Source organism: Lysinibacillus sp. NPDC094403 (genome assembly GCF_050278745.1).
In the GTDB taxonomy this organism is placed as follows: Bacteria; Bacillota; Bacilli; order Bacillales_A; family Planococcaceae; genus Lysinibacillus.
Window position 1 is genome coordinate 278,011 of sequence record NZ_JBNNTL010000002.1, and the last position, 16,602, is coordinate 294,612.

Here is a 16,602-nt window from a genome sequence, read left to right on the forward strand (position 1 = left end):
GAAATGTGATGTTAAAAACTGTTCAGCTATCAAATGGAGAAACGATTGCTTATCATAAACGCCAAGGGGGAGAGCGTGTTTTATTACTTATTCATGGCAATATGACATCCTCTAAGCATTGGGACGTTCTAATCGATGCATTGGATGAAAAATATACAATTTATGCGATGGATTTACGAGGCTTTGGTGGTTCATCATATCATAAACCGATTTCCGCGATTAAAGATTTTAGCGATGATGTGAAACTTTTTGTGGATGCCATTCAATTGAAACAGTTTGACATGATTGGCTGGTCAACAGGCGGAGCTGTATGTATGCAGTTTGTCGCTCATTATCCAGGCTATTGTCAGCAGCTTATTTTACTAGCTTCGGCATCTACGAGAGGCTATCCATTTTACACGGATTTAGGTACTGGCAATCAAGCAGCATTAAAGAGGGCATTTACCTATGAAGAAGTACTCGTCGATACATCTAAAACAAAATTAGTACAAGGCTTCTATGATTCGAAAAATGCACAGGGCTTACAGTCTGTCTGGAACGCACTAATTTACACCCATAATCAGCCTAGCCCGGAACACTATCAGACATATGTGGAGGATATGCTGACGCAACGAAATTTAGCTGAAGTTTATCATGCATTAAATGTCTTTAATATTAGCGCTGTTGATAATGAGGTTGCAAAAGGCACTCATGAGGTACAACAGATTACCATTCCAGTTTTGGTATTAAGAGGGGATCGTGATTACGTCATAACAGAAGAAATGAATGACGAAACAATGCTCGATTTAGGGGCAAATGCACAATTTGTAAGTTTAAAAGACTGTGGTCATTCTCCATTAATCGATGATTTACCACAGCTTACTTCTGAAATTGAAGCTTTTTTAGAAATTGGAGGAAAAAAGTATGCGTTTAAACAATAAAGTTGCCATTATTACTGGAGCTGCGAACGGGATTGGCTATGCCGCTACTGAACGATTTATTGAAGAAGGTGCATTCGTTGTCATTGCAGATTTTAATGAGGATGCTGGTGTTTCAGCTGCACAGCAATTAGGGGATCAAGCATTATTTGTGCAAGTAGACGTTGCTGATAGAGAGAGTGTCAAGAACCTAGTGGCAACGGTCATAGAGCAAACGGGACGAGTCGATATTTTAGTGAATAATGCAGGAATAACACGTGATGCAATGTTAACAAAAATGACGGAGGATCAGTTTCAACAGGTGCTTGATGTTAATTTGACTGGCGTTTTTTATTGTACACAAGAGGTAATCCCACATATGATTGCTGCCGGTGGAGGCAAAATTATTAATACATCTTCAGTTAGTGGTGTCTATGGAAATGTTGGTCAAACGAATTACGCTGCCACAAAGGCGGCTATTGTCGGCATGACAAAAACATGGGCAAAGGAATTGGGGCGCAAGGGTATCAACGTGAATGCGGTGGCACCTGGCTTTACAGAAACAGACATGGTGAAAAAAATGCCAGAAAATGTGCTGGCACAAATGCGCTCCATCGTGCCACTGCAAAGGTTAGGAACACCTAGAGATATCGCCAATGCCTATTTATTTTTAGCATCTGATGAGGCTTCCTACGTCCACGGTCACACGCTTCATGTGGATGGAGCAATTATGATGTGATAAGGAGGCTTTCAAGATGTTTGTAGAGCAATCCTGGATTTTGAAACGTGCAACGTTAACACCTAATCGTCTAGCATTGGTGAACCTAGAAACACAAGAGCAGTGGACTTATCAGCAACTAACAGAGGAAATCACAAAATGGAGTCATTTTTTTGAGAGCCGAAATTTACAGGCAGGAAGTCGTGTAGCTGTATTTGCGAAAAATCACATCCAGCTTTTTGCTGTTTTATTCGCCTGTGGATTAAGAGGCCTTATCTATGTGCCATTAAATTGGCGTATGAGTACGGAGGAATTAAATGATATTTTAACGGATGCTACGCCTTCTTTACTACTTTACGATGAAGAAATGAAATGTCCTTTATCTTTCGAAAACATGCATTCTCTTCGTTTAACTATTGATGGGACTGCTCTTAGCATTCGTGAAGTAGATCTTAATGATCCTTGGTTAATGATTTATACAGGGGGCACAACTGGCAAGCCAAAGGGTGTTGTATTATCCTTTAATTCTGTAAATTGGAATGCTATTAATACTATTATTAGTTGGGGCTTATGTGATAGTGATTGTACGTTAAATTATATGCCGTTGTTTCATACAGGAGGTTTGAATGCCCTTTGTATACCGCTGCTAATGGCTGGCGGTACAGTTGTTATTGGTGATAAGTTCGAGGCAGAAAACGCTCTTAAAGCGATTAATCAGTATAAGACCACGATTTCGCTTTTTGTGCCAACTATGTACCAAGCGATGATTGCGACGGATTATTTTGAGAGAAGTAGTTTCCCTTCAATGAAAGTATTTTTATCAGGTGGAGCACCCTGCCCGTATCCAATCTATGACGCTTTTTTTAAGAAGGGGCTATTTTTTAAAGAGGGCTATGGTTTAACAGAAGCGGGGCCAAATAATTTTTATATTTCTCGAGAGGCAGCCTATTTGAAAAAAGGTGCCGTGGGGAAGAGCATGCAATTTAACGAGGCTAAAGTAATGAATAGTGCAGGTGAAAGCTGTGCGCCAAATGAAGTCGGTGAGCTTTTGGTTAGAGGAAAGCATATGTTTCGGTTTTACTGGAATAACCAGCAGGAGACAGAAAAAATCATTGATGATGGTTGGTTAAGAACGGGCGATTTAGCAATGATGGATGAGGATGGTGACTTTTATATTGTCGGTCGTAGTAAAGAGATGATTATTTCTGGCGGTGAAAATGTTTATCCTCAGGAGGTAGAGCAATGTATTTTGCGCCATCAGCTAGTGCAAGAGGTCGCAGTGATTGGCGTGGCTGATGACTATTGGGGAGAAATTGTGACGGCGATTATTGTATGTAAGATTCAGGAAGATTCTATAATAGAGGAAATCAAAGAAACCTGTAGCAAGCATCTAGGTCGCTATAAAATTCCAAAAAGGATTATTTTCATTGATGAATTGCCCAAAACAAGTGTCGGAAAAATTGATAAAAAAGCATTACAAATATATGCGAAAGCTGCGAAATAACAAAAAACGCTTGCAGATCCAGGCGTTTTTTTTGGTTTCTATAAATGTTTCCTTAATTCTCTATTCGAAGAAGTCTCTTAATGATGGAGATAAACGGATATAAGACGCTATTCAACTGCGCCAGATTGTTGAGAATCTCCTGTCTAATTATGATAAAATATTGCGAGTGAAATCAGATTTTTAACGATTTTCAGTATCAAAGAATATATTTCAAAAACGAAGAAAGGGCAGTATTACTATGGAATACGTAACAAATGGAGAAAAATTGGAATCAATAAAGTCTTTACAATCGACAATCCGCAAACTCGAAAATGCCTTGTCACAGATGACCCAGAAAGGCGCAAATACTACCTTAGTAAAGAAACGACTCAAAGCTGTATGCATTGGTTTAGCAATGTTAGAAAACGTTTGGAGTCAATGTCCCCATCATTATACCCAAGAAGATTTAGCCAAATCGCGCAATGTTCTCGCTGGTTTATTACCATCAATTGAGAACATATATATGAAGTCAAAGGTTGGTAGTCCCCAAAGAACGCTTTTAGAAAGAAGAATTAAAGCGTTGAAACTAGCTGTTCAAGCGATTGATGAACATTCAATAACTAAATAGAGTATCAGGAGCTTTAATAAGAAATCATAGTAATCCTTTTGAAAAACATATACTATTACTTCCTTTGCGCTACGCTTTCGCAAATAAGCCATTTGTTGCCCCGACGCCCCCAAGAGTTATAAGTGGTATGTAGTTCCATTATAGAAGCTGAAAAACGCTTGGATATCCAGGCGTTTTTCAGCTTTATAAATGAAATGCTTCCTTTATATTCAAAGCAACTTCTTCTGCACTCAAGTTGGTGTTATTAATCTTTAGATAGTTTGCATAATTTATTTCGCTCTCTATAGAATTTAATCTGTATTTTTCCATCGAGCTTTTCAAATCATTTTCAGACCATTCAATATCTCTTTTTGAAGGTTTATGTTCAAGTCGATTACCACTTTTATTTCGTTCCAGTCTTTCTGCTACATCAGCTTCAAGTTCTACAAAGTAGACAGTACCTCCTCTAGATTCGAAAAGCTTAACAAGATCATCGACATAATCCCAATCCTCCTGCATATTAAAAGCCCAGACATAAGTAAAAATTAAACCATACAAATTACTTTTCGATACCTCTTCAAATATTTCCTGGCGAAACAAATTAACTAATCTTTTTCCTTCAGTTGTACCATAACCAAAAAAATGACCAACCAAATCAATCGTCATATGGTTATGAAAAAGTTTCAAATCTGTACTTTTCGCTAATTCCTGTCCAACAGTCATTTTCCCCACTGCTTGAGGACCAAATATTAAAACAAGTTTCATAATCTCTCTCCCTTTTAAAAATATATTAGCATAAATTTCAAACTCCCCCTAATAAATGAAGAATTATGGTTCACCACTGAGAGTTGGGAACAATTTGTTAAAACATATGTTAAGCGATGTTAAGGGGAAAGGGTGACTCCTCGGGGATTAGTGATAGAGGAACGAAGGCTAAAAGCATCTCATCCTGTGATAACGCCTTCGTGACCAACCTCGTGTTGGCCCGAGACCCTGGAGCGAAGCGAAGCAGCTCATCGGACGACCCCAGGAAGCTCTACAGTGTGCGAAAGCGAAGCGGCAGCAACAAATGTTTTATCTGCGCGAAAGCGAAGCGGCAGCGGCAAATGTTTTATCTGTGCGAAAGCGAAGCATCGGCAGCAAAATGCCAAGTCGGAACGGAAATCAACCCTACGTTGTGAAATCATTGTCTTTCCCATAGCCACTGCTAACTAACAGCTCATTTATATTAAAAATATTAATTTATTGATAATGTATTGAAACTATTCATTGAATAATGTTTAATGAAATTGGCATACGTTTTATACATAATATTCCTAATAAATGTGAGAAAGGAGAGACGGATTTTTGCGCACTTTTAAAATCAGCACAAAATTTAATTTGCTTTTGGTGGGAGTCATCCTATTTTTAAGCGTTATGATTGGATTTGTTTCTCATATACAAGTGAAACAAATTATGCGGAACAATTTTGAGCAAAGTATCACCCATATTTCAAAGGTTGGTTATAAGCTGCTAGAGGAACGATTTAAGGGAGATTGGGCTATAAAAGATGGGGAACTTTATAAAGGGGATACAAAAATAGTTGATCAGGAAGCCTTTGTTGATGAGGTAGGAGAAAGCATCGATGGTGGCGTTACTATTTTCCAAGGCACAAAAGGGCTTATCACTAATCTACAGTTAGATGGAGAACGCTTAGTTGGCAAAGATGCTGATCCAATAGTCGTTGAAAATGTAATGAAAAAAGGGGAAACTTTCATTGGTGAAGCAGATGTAGTAGGAACGAAATATTTAACACTCTATGCACCCATTAAAGATGCAAAGGGAGACATCATTGGGATGTGGTTTGTCGGGGAAACGATAGATGGGGTTAATGCTATTATTTTTGCATTTATCGGTAAGCTTCTTATTGTATTGTTCATCGGAGCTGTCATTGCTGTATTAGGAAGCTTCCTTTTCACAAGAGCATTTGTGAAGCCGCTTCGTGAAATAAATAAACAACTACATGATATTGCGGATGGAGAAGGAGATTTAACAAAACAGCTACAAATAAATTCCAAGGATGAAGCAGGTGAGCTTGCGCAATCCTTTAATAAAATGCTGACAAGTTTAAGAGTATTAATGCAACAAATTGCACAGTCCTCTAAACAAGTTGATGTATCGTCTGATGGCTTAACATCTAAATCACAGCAAACGGCGGATATGACAAGACAGCTAACATCAACTCTACAAGATTTAGCGGATGGTTCAAGAACAACATTACATAGCACAAGTGATAGCTTAACTGCCATGCAGGAAATGGCGATTGGCATCCAACAAGTTGCTGAAACCGCTTCAACTGTTTCAGATGCAGCTGATTTAATGAGTGATGAGGCTGCTCAAGGAAATGACTCTTTGAATCGTGTATTGAAACAAATGACAATTATTAATGAATCATCAGACAATGTAGAGGCACAGGTTCGTATATTAGGTGATCAGTCGAATCAAATTGGCAATATAGTTGATGTTATTACAAGCATCGCCGATCAAACGAATTTGCTTGCCTTAAATGCTGCCATTGAAGCGGCTCGTGCGGGTGAGCAAGGAAAAGGCTTTGCTGTCGTTGCAGATGAGGTTCGTAAATTAGCAGAACAATCAAAGGAATCTGCTGATCAAATAGCATCACTTATTCATTCTATTCAAAATGATACGGCCAATGTTATTACAGCTATTTCTAGTAACTCGAAGGAAGCTGCGGCAGGTATGGATGTTGTAGATGATACAAAGCTAGCCTTCCACAAGATCATGCAGTCGATTAAGGGAGTTAGCACACAGTTGCATGACATCTCTGCTGTGACGGAGCAAATGTCAGCAAGTGTTGAAGAAGTTACTGCCTCCACAGAAGCAATGTCACGTATTGCAAGCAAAGCAACTGAAAGTACGGAGCACGTTACGTTAACGGCAGAGGAGCAATTAGCTTTCATAGACAATATGGCTTCTTCAGCCAAAGAGATGGCTCAACAGGCAGACGAGCTTCAAAGCTTACTAAAAAAATTCCAATATTAAAGATGTTGAAAAACGGTGATATCCTTTGAAGTACAAACAAGTACACAAAGGGAACGGTTTTTTCTAAACGAACACTCCAATAAAATTTGATTAAAAGGATAGAAGAGCTTACATAAATTCGCTCTAACTATCCTTTTTTTATTAAAAATGACCCTATTTACTTCAACAACTAATTGTTCGTTCATCATTCTAACGTTGCGGTAATAAAGAAGTTTCTATCAAAGTACATTTAAGCCTATTTTTTAACCCCTAAGAAATTAAAGATATAGTTGTTTTCTAAAAGATGATTGCTGCCATTCAACTAACGGTGAAAGGATAGTTCAATAATAGTAAATATTTGAAACAAATAAATGGATAATATATGGATCATCACCAAATGTTGTGGATGACATTTGTTAAAACTTATGTCATGCATATAGTTGATTGGAGTGGAGGCTGGACGCCCCTAGTAAAGCGCCCAGTCGGAACGGAAATCAACCACACGTTTTGGTGATGAGCCTAATATATGTTAATATAGTTATTTGATACTTAAATATGGATTGAATAATTTAAAGGAGTATATTTATGAAAATAGTTGAAAAATATGGAAAAGTAATAATAGACGACTTTGAATTTTATGGTCAAATTGAACAAGAAAAATATTGTTCTAAATGCAAGTTTAATTTAGTATATTACGATGATTTTGATGCTTATTTTTGCCCTAAATGTAATATTTGGACTGAATCAAAATGTAGTGACCCTAATTGCAAATATTGCCCTAACCGACCAGAAACACCTTTAACTCGCAAAAAGGCGTAAATAAATTAACGGAGCAGAAATGGTGAAAACTAAAACCACCAAAGGAGACCTAAATAGTGGAAATAAGATTAGCCAAAATCGATGACTTCTCGTAAGTGTTGTATATATTGAATGAGGTTACTTTAAATCTACAAGAAAAAGGAATAGACCAATGGGAATACCCTTGGGATAACAACAAAATTATAAACCAATTAAAGAATAACTTTTTGTACGTTTTATTAGTAGAAGAAGAAATGATAGGAACATTTTGTATATATGATATAGATCATATAAATGAATTTTCCCTAGATGAAAAAGGTAAGTATCTATCCCAAATTGCCATTTTACCCAAGTTTCAAGGAAGAAACATTGGTTCAGCTATAACAAAATTTGCTTGTTTTTTTGCAAAAGGATTAGATAAAACCCTATTTTTAGACTGTTGGGCTGGAAATGAAAAGTTAAAACAGTTTTATTCAAGGAATGGTTTAGAATATATTGGTGATTTTCCTGAAGAAAACTATTTCGTTAGTATCTTTAAATACAGCTAAATATATTTGCTTACATCTGATTGGTTCCCTAAAAAAGAAGTTTTAGTGAAAAAGATAGACTAAGATTATGAAAACATTGTACTTAAACTATTGTGGCCATTGAGTTGCATAGGTCGAAGAAGTTTCTGTAATTGCACTGTCGTTTACTTTTTACACACAAAAAAATAAACGTAGCAAAGCGGCACAAGAGGCCACCTTCAAATCGAAAACGAAGGTGGCTTTCTCGTGTTTTATGCAATAGTTGGGGGATTGAGTGGAGAGGTACTGAATGATGAAATTTGCTTATAATCAAAATTTTCTGTTGATTTCTCACGAGGGGTTATGGCACACTATAGAAGTGGAATTGTATTCCAACTTTTTCCTGCGAAAGGGGATGTTTTTAATGACTACTTATATGGTATTGGTGGTTTTAACTTAACCGAATATCGGGCATAGTAAATTTCAATCTTTCATTATAGCTTGGAATGAGACAACCGGGAATATCACCCGTGTTTTTTGTTATGCCGTAAACAGTAACCTTTCGTGAATACTGCTGTTAACGGGATACGATGAAGGTCGTATTTCTTTTTGATTATAGTCGACTTTTGGCTTTTCACCGCGAACAAGCAGCTTCTTAGGAGGCTTCTTGTTCGCGGTATTTTTATGCACAAAAATAATTTTAATTTTTTAGGAGTGGATCGGTTCAATGATTGATTTGAAACAATACGGATATAACGAAGCCGAAACGCCGCCGATATGTTTAATACCTGGAAGGGTTACGGAACAACAGCGAGAGCAATATACCGTCATCACCGAACAAGGAGAAGTGACGGCTGTATTGAAGGGCGCTTTCTACTATACTGCGGTTACTCGGGAGGATTTTCCGTGCGTTGGCGATTTTGTATTTCTGCAATACAACGAACGTGGTACTTCTCGCATAGCCAAATTGCTGCCTCGCCGCTCGAAATTTTCACGCGCTGACTATTCGGGGCACGCTGCAGGTTATGTCAAAACCATACTGGAGCAAGTCGTAGCAACGAATTTTGATTACGTATTTATCGTGTCGTCCCTAAATTGGGATTTCAAGGTCAGCCGTATCATGCGCTACCTGACACAGGCACGGCAGAGTGGCGGCGAGCCTGTCGTCATCTTAACAAAAGCTGACTTGGCCCCGGATTTCAGTGAACCGTTAGCTGAAGTTAAGAAAATTGCTCCTGATGTGCCGGTACACGCAGTTTCCAGTCACACTGGGAGTGGTTTAGACGGGTTGAGCGAATATCTGCAACCAGGAAAAACCGTGGTTTTCCTAGGCATGTCCGGTGTGGGAAAATCCTCGTTGCTAAACGCCTTGATGAATAAGGAAGTGATGACTGTTAAGGCTATCCGCGAGGTCGACAGCCGGGGACGGCACACAACAACGCATCGACAGCTTTTCATGCTTCCTTCCGGTGCGATGGTTATTGATACGCCTGGTATGCGTGAACTTGGGCTGTTCGGTGCGGACGACGGGGTCAGCGCGGGATTTAACGAAGTGGAGGAATTATTCACACTGTGTCGCTTTAATGACTGCCGACATCAGACGGAGCCGGGTTGTGCAGTTCTTGCCGCCCTTGCCGATGGATCGTTAGCACCAGAGCATTGGGAGCGTTATCTTGTACAGAAGCGGGAAAACAAGTTTGTGGATGATAAGTCGAGGTATCTCATGGATAAACGGGCGCGGCAAAAGTCGATTGCCATGCGACATAAGGGTAACAAAGAAGGATACAAGAAATGAACAACCATGATGAAAAATTTGTAAAGCCGGAAAAACTGGCGCTTGTTTTGAGTAAAATGTTCGGTAAGACGATAATCAGCGCTGATTATCAACTTAATGAGTTGCAAGGCGGGACAATAGGTGTTGTTCGGCTTGTAACAGGCATAGTTGAAACCTCTGATGGTGAAAATCTGCCGTATAAGATGGTTTGGAAAACACAGAAAAAATTTGAACGTTATGGTGATCCGGATTCATGGAGAAGGGAATACGACCTCTATGCATCGGATTTCAAAAAGGTTTTTTCCGATTCTTTCCGTTGGCCGGAGTGTTATCACGCTGAAATAAATGGCGATGAGATTCAATTGTGGATGGAATATATTGATGGTGTGTCAGGCTTAAATCTAACCTCGGAAATGTATGAACGTATAGCCGAGGAATTGGGGCAATTTCAAGGGAAATTGTACACTGAACGGCCAAAAGTATTGCAGAATTTGTCCAATTTAAGCAAGGTTGAGTATATGAAAAACTACTATTTACGTTATCGGTCATGGAATGTTTTATATGATTATATACGCTCTGATGACTGTGAAATCCCGAAGCACCTATGTAAAATGCTCATAGAATTAGATAACAATGCGGACGAAATATTCAGTCGAATTGAAAAGCTACCAATAGTGCTGTGCCACAGAGATTTTTGGGTGGCAAACATATTCTATTCGGACAGTAAAATCGTACTTATCGATTGGGATACCGCCGGATGGGGGTACATGGGCGAAGATATCGCGAGTTTAATAACTGATGAAGCGGACGTCTGTCATATGATTGAATACTACCAAAAATGCATTCCGGCATATTACAAGGGTTTTTCGGAATATGCGGATGTGTCCCATGTATCCGAACATTGTATCTATGAACTAATCCTTGCTATGTTCGGTTACAGGCTTGTGGAGTGGTATAAATTCGCTACGTCTCCCGAAGATAAATCAATGAACCTTAATACCTTGCAAAAAATCCATGAGATGAGAAATATGTAGATAACTATAATTATTGTGCCATTTGATGATACTCTTTTTTTCGTGTCCACTTTTTAGTAAATAACCAATAAGAATTTAATTGATTTTTAAAATGACAAAGCAAACTCATCTTGACAATTTCTATCTAAGCCCCATATCGGAAGTGTGTTTATAAAAGTAAAATTGAAAACTGCGAAAATACTAATTGAAGATTAGATTTAATCAGCCATAACTATAAATCTACCAGCGTTGTGAAATTAAGTAGCGCTTAGGGCATGAGTTCTGTTGTATCGGACTCATGTCTTTTCATGTTGTCTTCATTTTTTTATAACGGCGATTCGAAAAAATCTATAATGTCCTGAGAGAAAAGTAAAGAATTAATTCTTATTTCAATCAAACATTTATTTTTTCCACAAAGGTTCCCATAATACGAACATATCAGTAAAATAGAGTAGGTTAGGGGGACTATATTTTGAAAGATCAACGTTTTAAAATTGCGCATCGAGAGGCGCTTATCGGTATCGGGCTTGTTATCGTTAACTTTGCGATTTGGTTCGGCTTTGCCTATGGACTAGGCTCAGGTGATCCAACAAGCTATACGTATGTATTCGGTTTCCCTGCATGGTTTTTCTATAGCTGTATTGCAGGGACAGGCTTTATGATTATTTTAATATGGGTCGTCATGAAGCTCTTTTTCAAAGAGGTACCATTTGACGATGAGGAGGTGGATCAATAATGCACTGGCAAGTTATTTTTCCACTGCTATTATTTTTAGTTATCATCTTTGGTATTGGTGTCTGGTCAAATAAGCATATACGCTCTTCCAATTCATTTTTACAGGAATATTTCCTCGGTGGTCGTGAAATGGGGGGCTTCATCCTTGCAATGACAATGATTGCTACGTACGGTAGTGCAAGTAGCTTTATTGGTGGTCCAGGTGTTGCTTACACGAAAGGGCTTGGCTGGGTGTTACTGGCAATGGCTCAGCTTCCAGCAGGTTATTTTGTTTTAATGATTTTAGGGAAGAAATTTGCTATTATCGCAAGACGCTATCAAGCCATCACGTTAATTGACTTTTTACGAGAACGCTATAAAAGTCATGCCATTGTCATCCTATCAGCCATTAGTATCATTGTCTTTTTATTTTCTGCAATGATGGCACAATGGGTAGGTGGTGCACGATTAATAGAATCATTAACTGGCTTAAACTACACAACCGCACTCTTTATTTTTGCGATTTCCGTCTTAGTGTATGTTATTATTGGGGGCTTCCGTGCTGTTGCATTGACGGATACGGTGCAAGGCTCGATTATGGTCATTGGAACAATTATTTTATTAATTGGGACAATCATCGCTGGTGGAGGAATCGATAATATTATGGCCTCACTAGTCGCTGAGAATCCGAATCTTGTGTCTCCATTCGGAGCAGAAGGTGAATTAACGCCATTATACGTTTCTACATTTTGGATTTTAATAGGGGTTGGAGTTGTAGGACTCCCACAAATCGCAGTTCGTGCCATGAGCTATAAAGATTCAAGAAGCATGCATTTAGCCATTATCATTGGCACTATTGCCATCGGGACAATTATGTTTGGGATGCATCTAATTGGTGTTTTTGCACGACCAGTGATGCCAGGTATTGAGATTGGTGATAAAGTCATGCCGTTGCTGACATTAAAGGTTTTGCCGCCATTTTTAGCTGGTATTGTCTTAGCAGCACCAATGGCAGCAACGATGTCTACAGTTAATGCACTACTTATGCTTGTAAGCTCCACTGTAGTGAAAGATATTTATTTAAATTATATAAAACCAACAGCAAATGATACGGAAATTAAGCGTGCAAGCTTTATTGTTACAACAGTGATCGGTTTAGTCGTTATTATTTTTGCACTAAATCCACCCGATTTATTAGTATGGCTTAATTTATTTGCATTTGGTGGACTTGAGGCAGTCTTTATTTGGACCGTCGTATTAGGACTTTATTGGAAAAAGGCCAACAAATATGGTGCGATTGCGTCAATGATTTCAGGTATGACCTTATATATTATCATTGATCGTTTTTATCCTTCTGTCTTTGGCATGCATACCGTGACAATTCCGATTGCCGCTTCATTGTTGATATTTGTTATTGTTAGTTTATTAACAAGTCATAAATTTAAAGATGAAAAGTTATTTATTTAACTAAGAAAACGCCGTAGAGATAGAATATCTACGGCGTTTTCTATTGTAGATATGAAGAGATGGATAGAACGTTTGAAATGGTGGATAGAAACTTCGGAGCAACGGATAGCCCCTTCGAAGCGACAGATTGCCACTCCGAATTAAAGGAATAGAAAGCCAAAGTTTGTCGAAAAGCTAAAACGCCGTAGAGCTAGATATCTACGGCGTTTTTTATATAATCATAAGCATTTTTAGTTAACAATGTAATCGTTACAATAATAAACAAAACACGGACAAAGCCGCTACCTTTTTTAATTGCCATACGTGAGCCTACAAATGCACCTGCAATTTGAGCGATACCCATTAGTAAACCATAGACATAATGAATCTGACCTAAGTAAGCGAACATTAAAAGACCAGCAAAATTACTTGCTAAATTTAAAAATTTGGCATTTCCTGCTGCCTTTAAGAAATCGAAGCCGATTAATAAAAAGCTAAAAATTAAAAATGAGCCGGTTCCTGGACCAAGAAATCCGTCATAAAACCCGATGCTAAATAACAACAGCATGAATAAAACTAAGTGTGTAAACTTTAAATTTTTGACTGTAGCTACTGAACCCCAGTCTTTTTTAAAGATTGTATAGACTGCAACAGCAGCAAGCATTATTAGCATAAGTGGTTTTAGTAATTCAGGATTGATTAAATGCACTGTCCATGCTCCAAAGAGTGATCCTATAAAGGCTAGGGGAAAGTACTTGATAACCGAACGAATTTCTAGCTGACCGGAACGATAAAAGGAAATGGTTGATGTCAAAGAACCCATTGTACCAGCAAGCTTGTTGGTGGCTACAGCGGCAGCTGGATTTAAACCTGCAAACATTAAAGCAGGTAAGGCAATTAAGCCACCGCCACCGACAACCGCATCCACAAACGCAGCTAAAAAACCAAAAGAAATTAATAATATTACTACATTTAAATCTACTTCAAATAGCATGTTTACACCTCTCTGGATAGTTACTACTGAAATAGTAACTAAATTTCGCGTAGCTGTAAAGACTATTTTTTTCATTGGCTTATCTTCATAGCCTTAACTTATAATAGAGGAAATGGAGGGATTCGATGGATTTATTAATCGCCCAATTAAAAGAACTGGGATTCACAGAATATGAAGCAAAGGCTTATACTGCACTTGTACAAAATAGTCATGTAAGTGCCTATCAAGTAAGTAAAAACTCTGGTATCCCACGTGCAAGAATATATGACATACTTGATGTACTTGTTGAAAAAGGGTTAGTACTTAAAGAAGAAACTACAGATCAAACGACATACTCTTCCATTCCTGTCGCTGTGTTTTTACAACAAATTCAGCAACACTGGCAATCGAATTTCACGTCGATTAGTGATCAATTAGAAAAATTAGAGGTAAAAGAGCAGGAAGCGGAGCATAAGGTGCTAATGCTTAAAGGAAAGCAGGCAATCGTCAATTACTGCCAGTCATTATTAAAAAAAGCGGAGAAAAAAGTCATATTATCGATGTGGGAAGATATGTATGATGAATTGAGAGAAGATCTACATGAGGTCGCGCAGCATATACCGGTTCATGGCATTACATTATATGTGGAAGAAAATATTGCATCCATTGACCAGCATCGCATTACACAATATACTAGGAAAACTTCAACACCACATTGGTTTATCCTGTCTGTAGATGGTCAAGAGATGATTTATGGTCACTCACCGTCAAATCAAGAAATGGCTTTTATTACAAATGATCCAGTTCATATCTATTTATTAGAGGATTATATATGGCATGACGTGCTTGTCAATCGACTATTAAAGCGTGATGATAAAGAGCTCGAGGGATGGATTACTAAAGAACGTAAAGCATTTTTCATAGAGTAAAAATATAAAAAAGAATCAGCTTGCCATCATGTACATTACAGACGGCGAGCTGATTCTTATTTTTTATTAACCAATAACTTTCAAATTAATAAAATACTTTATCAACATTGTATTTAGAGCGGAATGAATTGATTGCATATGTTTCGTAAATTTCACGTTCCATTGGATCTTCTACTTCATACACTTCAATTTTGAAAATTTCATCACGATGATTTTTCATCGGTGACACATTGTCCTCAAAATGCTTTTTAATACGTTGACGAATTTTACGCGCTTTACCGACAAATAATAGTTCATTCTCTTCATTGTAGAATAAGAAAATGCCGCCTTTTTCACGTGTGATTTTATGGAAATCAATAAAACCAAAGTACGGTGTGATTGGCACATCACCTGGTTTTAAATCTTGCTCGCGTTGGCGAATTACTAAATCTGGTTTTGGAAATTCAATTTTAATCAAACTATTCACGTTCCTCTCTGTTACTAAAGGTATATGTTAACATAATTACAGCTTGTTTACCATAAAATATGTAGACATAACTTTAACATTAGTGTTAAACAAATTACATAATGACATGCATGATTAATAACAAAATATTCTATGTATTATTGATATTCTTAATTGTTCATGATACAATTCTTTTTAATTAAATAATCTTATCAAGAGAAGCCTTAAAAGAATTATTGAAAAGTCAGTAATACCAAGGGTTCAAGGCACTTGTTGAGATGTGGAGTAAAATACAGTTTATTTGTTATCAATAATACACTTCTTATTGTCTATTAATTTAGATGAAAAGGAGTGTATTTTTTTATGCTTTTAAAGTTTGCATTCGATGATTTTATAGCAGATAGACGATTTAATAACACTACGGAATCAAATATCAAAAGTTATAAATACATGATTAAACCTTTCATTGACTATTGCATTAAAGAAGGAGCAGTTAATGTTGAGGACGTGACACGAAGTCACTTCAAGAATTATTTAATAATGGCACAGCAACAAAATAGGAAACCAAATACAATCAATACAATTATTTTACGTGGTAAAGCATTTTTTAACTATTGCGTTGAAGAGGGATATATCACTGAAAACATTGCTAAGAAGATAAAAACCCAAAAAGTAGATGTGAAGATTGATACTTTTACGGATCAACAAATTAATCAAATGTTAGCGTTTTATCGTTCTCAAAGAAAAAGGTATCAATCTTATAGCAGTTACCGCAATTATTTAATCATTTTGGTATTACTAGGAACGGGCATTCGCAGAAAGGAAATAATTATGCTCAAATGGAATGATGTAGATTTTACAAATCAAACATTACAAGTACACGGTAAAAGTAGAAAATACGAAACAGTATTTTTAACTGATAAATTGACGAGAGAGTTACTAGCATTCAAGACATTTTCATCTAATTTTTTAAAGAATGAAAGTGAATATTTATTTGTTACTAATAAAAATGAAGCATTCACAATTAATACGATTGATTATGTGTTTCGTGAATTAAAAGAGAAGATGAACTTTAAAGATGTGCGAGTTAGTCCCCATACGTTTAGGCACACTTTCTGCAGAAATCTTGTCCAATCAAATGTAAACAGTTTTACAATAATGAAATTAATGAGACACGAAAATATAATAACGACTCAGCGTTATGTAAATTTATGGGGAAGTCACTTGAAACAGGAGAATGACAAGCACAGTCCGTTAAATAAATTTGATTTTTAGGAGA

16 protein-coding genes are annotated in these 16,602 nt (G+C 37.3%); 13 read left to right on the forward strand and 3 right to left on the reverse strand.

Annotated elements, in window-relative coordinates; translation table 11 throughout:
• Window positions 1–8 precede the first annotated feature (8 nt).
• From ACQKMV_RS05625 to ACQKMV_RS05640, 4 genes are all read left to right on the forward strand, one after another.
• A complete protein-coding gene (locus ACQKMV_RS05625; RefSeq protein WP_427502795.1) occupies window positions 9–920 on the forward strand; it encodes an alpha/beta fold hydrolase in 912 nt (303 codons plus the stop codon).
• Complete coding sequence (fabG, locus tag ACQKMV_RS05630) at window positions 904–1,635, forward strand: 3-oxoacyl-ACP reductase FabG (RefSeq protein WP_427502797.1); 732 nt, start codon at window positions 904–906, stop codon at window positions 1,633–1,635. The genes ACQKMV_RS05625 and fabG overlap by 17 nt, the downstream gene beginning before the upstream one ends.
• A gap of 16 nt (window positions 1,636–1,651) precedes the next feature.
• Window positions 1,652–3,118: a class I adenylate-forming enzyme family protein gene (locus ACQKMV_RS05635; protein WP_427502798.1), complete on the forward strand. Its 1,467-nt coding sequence runs from the start codon at window positions 1,652–1,654 to the stop codon at window positions 3,116–3,118.
• A 238-nt stretch (window positions 3,119–3,356) separates the two neighbouring features.
• Entirely contained in the window at window positions 3,357–3,725 is a 369-nt protein-coding gene (locus ACQKMV_RS05640) for a hypothetical protein (RefSeq protein ID WP_427502800.1), read from the forward strand.
• Window positions 3,726–3,908: 183 nt separating this feature from the next.
• Here the strand turns inward: ACQKMV_RS05640 and ACQKMV_RS05645 are convergent, their stop codons facing one another.
• Entirely contained in the window at window positions 3,909–4,469 is a 561-nt protein-coding gene (locus tag ACQKMV_RS05645; RefSeq protein WP_427502801.1) for an AAA family ATPase, read from the reverse strand.
• 690 nt (window positions 4,470–5,159) lie between these two features.
• Here ACQKMV_RS05645 and ACQKMV_RS05650 point away from each other — a divergent pair.
• From ACQKMV_RS05650 to panF, 7 genes are all read left to right on the forward strand, one after another.
• Window positions 5,160–6,746, forward strand: a complete 1,587-nt coding sequence (locus ACQKMV_RS05650) for a methyl-accepting chemotaxis protein (RefSeq protein ID WP_427502803.1) — start codon at window positions 5,160–5,162, stop codon at window positions 6,744–6,746.
• 564 nt (window positions 6,747–7,310) lie between these two features.
• Window positions 7,311–7,544 carry a hypothetical protein gene (locus tag ACQKMV_RS05655; RefSeq protein ID WP_427502804.1) on the forward strand — a complete coding sequence of 78 codons (234 nt, stop codon included), beginning with the start codon at window positions 7,311–7,313 and terminating at the stop codon, window positions 7,542–7,544.
• A 107-nt stretch (window positions 7,545–7,651) separates the two neighbouring features.
• Window positions 7,652–8,071, forward strand: coding sequence for a GNAT family N-acetyltransferase (locus ACQKMV_RS05660; protein ID WP_427502805.1), 420 nt, complete (start codon window positions 7,652–7,654; stop codon window positions 8,069–8,071).
• 685 nt (window positions 8,072–8,756) lie between these two features.
• Window positions 8,757–9,824, forward strand: a complete 1,068-nt coding sequence (gene rsgA, locus ACQKMV_RS05665) for a ribosome small subunit-dependent GTPase A (RefSeq protein WP_427502806.1) — start codon at window positions 8,757–8,759, stop codon at window positions 9,822–9,824.
• Window positions 9,821–10,837 carry an aminoglycoside phosphotransferase family protein gene (locus ACQKMV_RS05670; RefSeq protein ID WP_427502807.1) on the forward strand — a complete coding sequence of 339 codons (1,017 nt, stop codon included), beginning with the start codon at window positions 9,821–9,823 and terminating at the stop codon, window positions 10,835–10,837. The genes rsgA and ACQKMV_RS05670 overlap by 4 nt, the downstream gene beginning before the upstream one ends.
• A gap of 451 nt (window positions 10,838–11,288) precedes the next feature.
• Window positions 11,289–11,552, forward strand: a complete 264-nt coding sequence (locus ACQKMV_RS05675) for a YhdT family protein (RefSeq protein WP_132360692.1) — start codon at window positions 11,289–11,291, stop codon at window positions 11,550–11,552.
• A complete protein-coding gene (panF, locus tag ACQKMV_RS05680) occupies window positions 11,552–12,997 on the forward strand; it encodes a sodium/pantothenate symporter (protein WP_427502808.1) in 1,446 nt (481 codons plus the stop codon). The genes ACQKMV_RS05675 and panF overlap by 1 nt, the downstream gene beginning before the upstream one ends.
• 190 nt (window positions 12,998–13,187) lie before the next feature.
• Here panF and ACQKMV_RS05685 read toward each other — a convergent pair whose 3' ends face one another.
• Entirely contained in the window at window positions 13,188–13,970 is a 783-nt protein-coding gene (locus ACQKMV_RS05685; RefSeq protein ID WP_427503097.1) for a TSUP family transporter, read from the reverse strand.
• A 125-nt stretch (window positions 13,971–14,095) separates the two neighbouring features.
• Between ACQKMV_RS05685 and ACQKMV_RS05690 the strand changes: the two genes are divergently transcribed.
• Window positions 14,096–14,878: a TrmB family transcriptional regulator gene (locus tag ACQKMV_RS05690; protein ID WP_427502809.1), complete on the forward strand. Its 783-nt coding sequence runs from the start codon at window positions 14,096–14,098 to the stop codon at window positions 14,876–14,878.
• Between the two features lie 85 nt (window positions 14,879–14,963).
• Here ACQKMV_RS05690 and ACQKMV_RS05695 read toward each other — a convergent pair whose 3' ends face one another.
• The gene (locus tag ACQKMV_RS05695) at window positions 14,964–15,335 is read right to left on the reverse strand and encodes a nucleotide excision repair endonuclease (RefSeq protein ID WP_427502811.1); all 372 of its coding nucleotides are present in this window, start codon (window positions 15,333–15,335) and stop codon (window positions 14,964–14,966) included.
• Window positions 15,336–15,686: 351 nt separating this feature from the next.
• Here ACQKMV_RS05695 and ACQKMV_RS05700 point away from each other — a divergent pair, with 351 nt between their 5' ends.
• Window positions 15,687–16,598, forward strand: coding sequence for a tyrosine-type recombinase/integrase (locus ACQKMV_RS05700; protein ID WP_427502812.1), 912 nt, complete (start codon window positions 15,687–15,689; stop codon window positions 16,596–16,598).
• The last annotated feature ends 4 nt before the right edge of the window (window positions 16,599–16,602 follow it).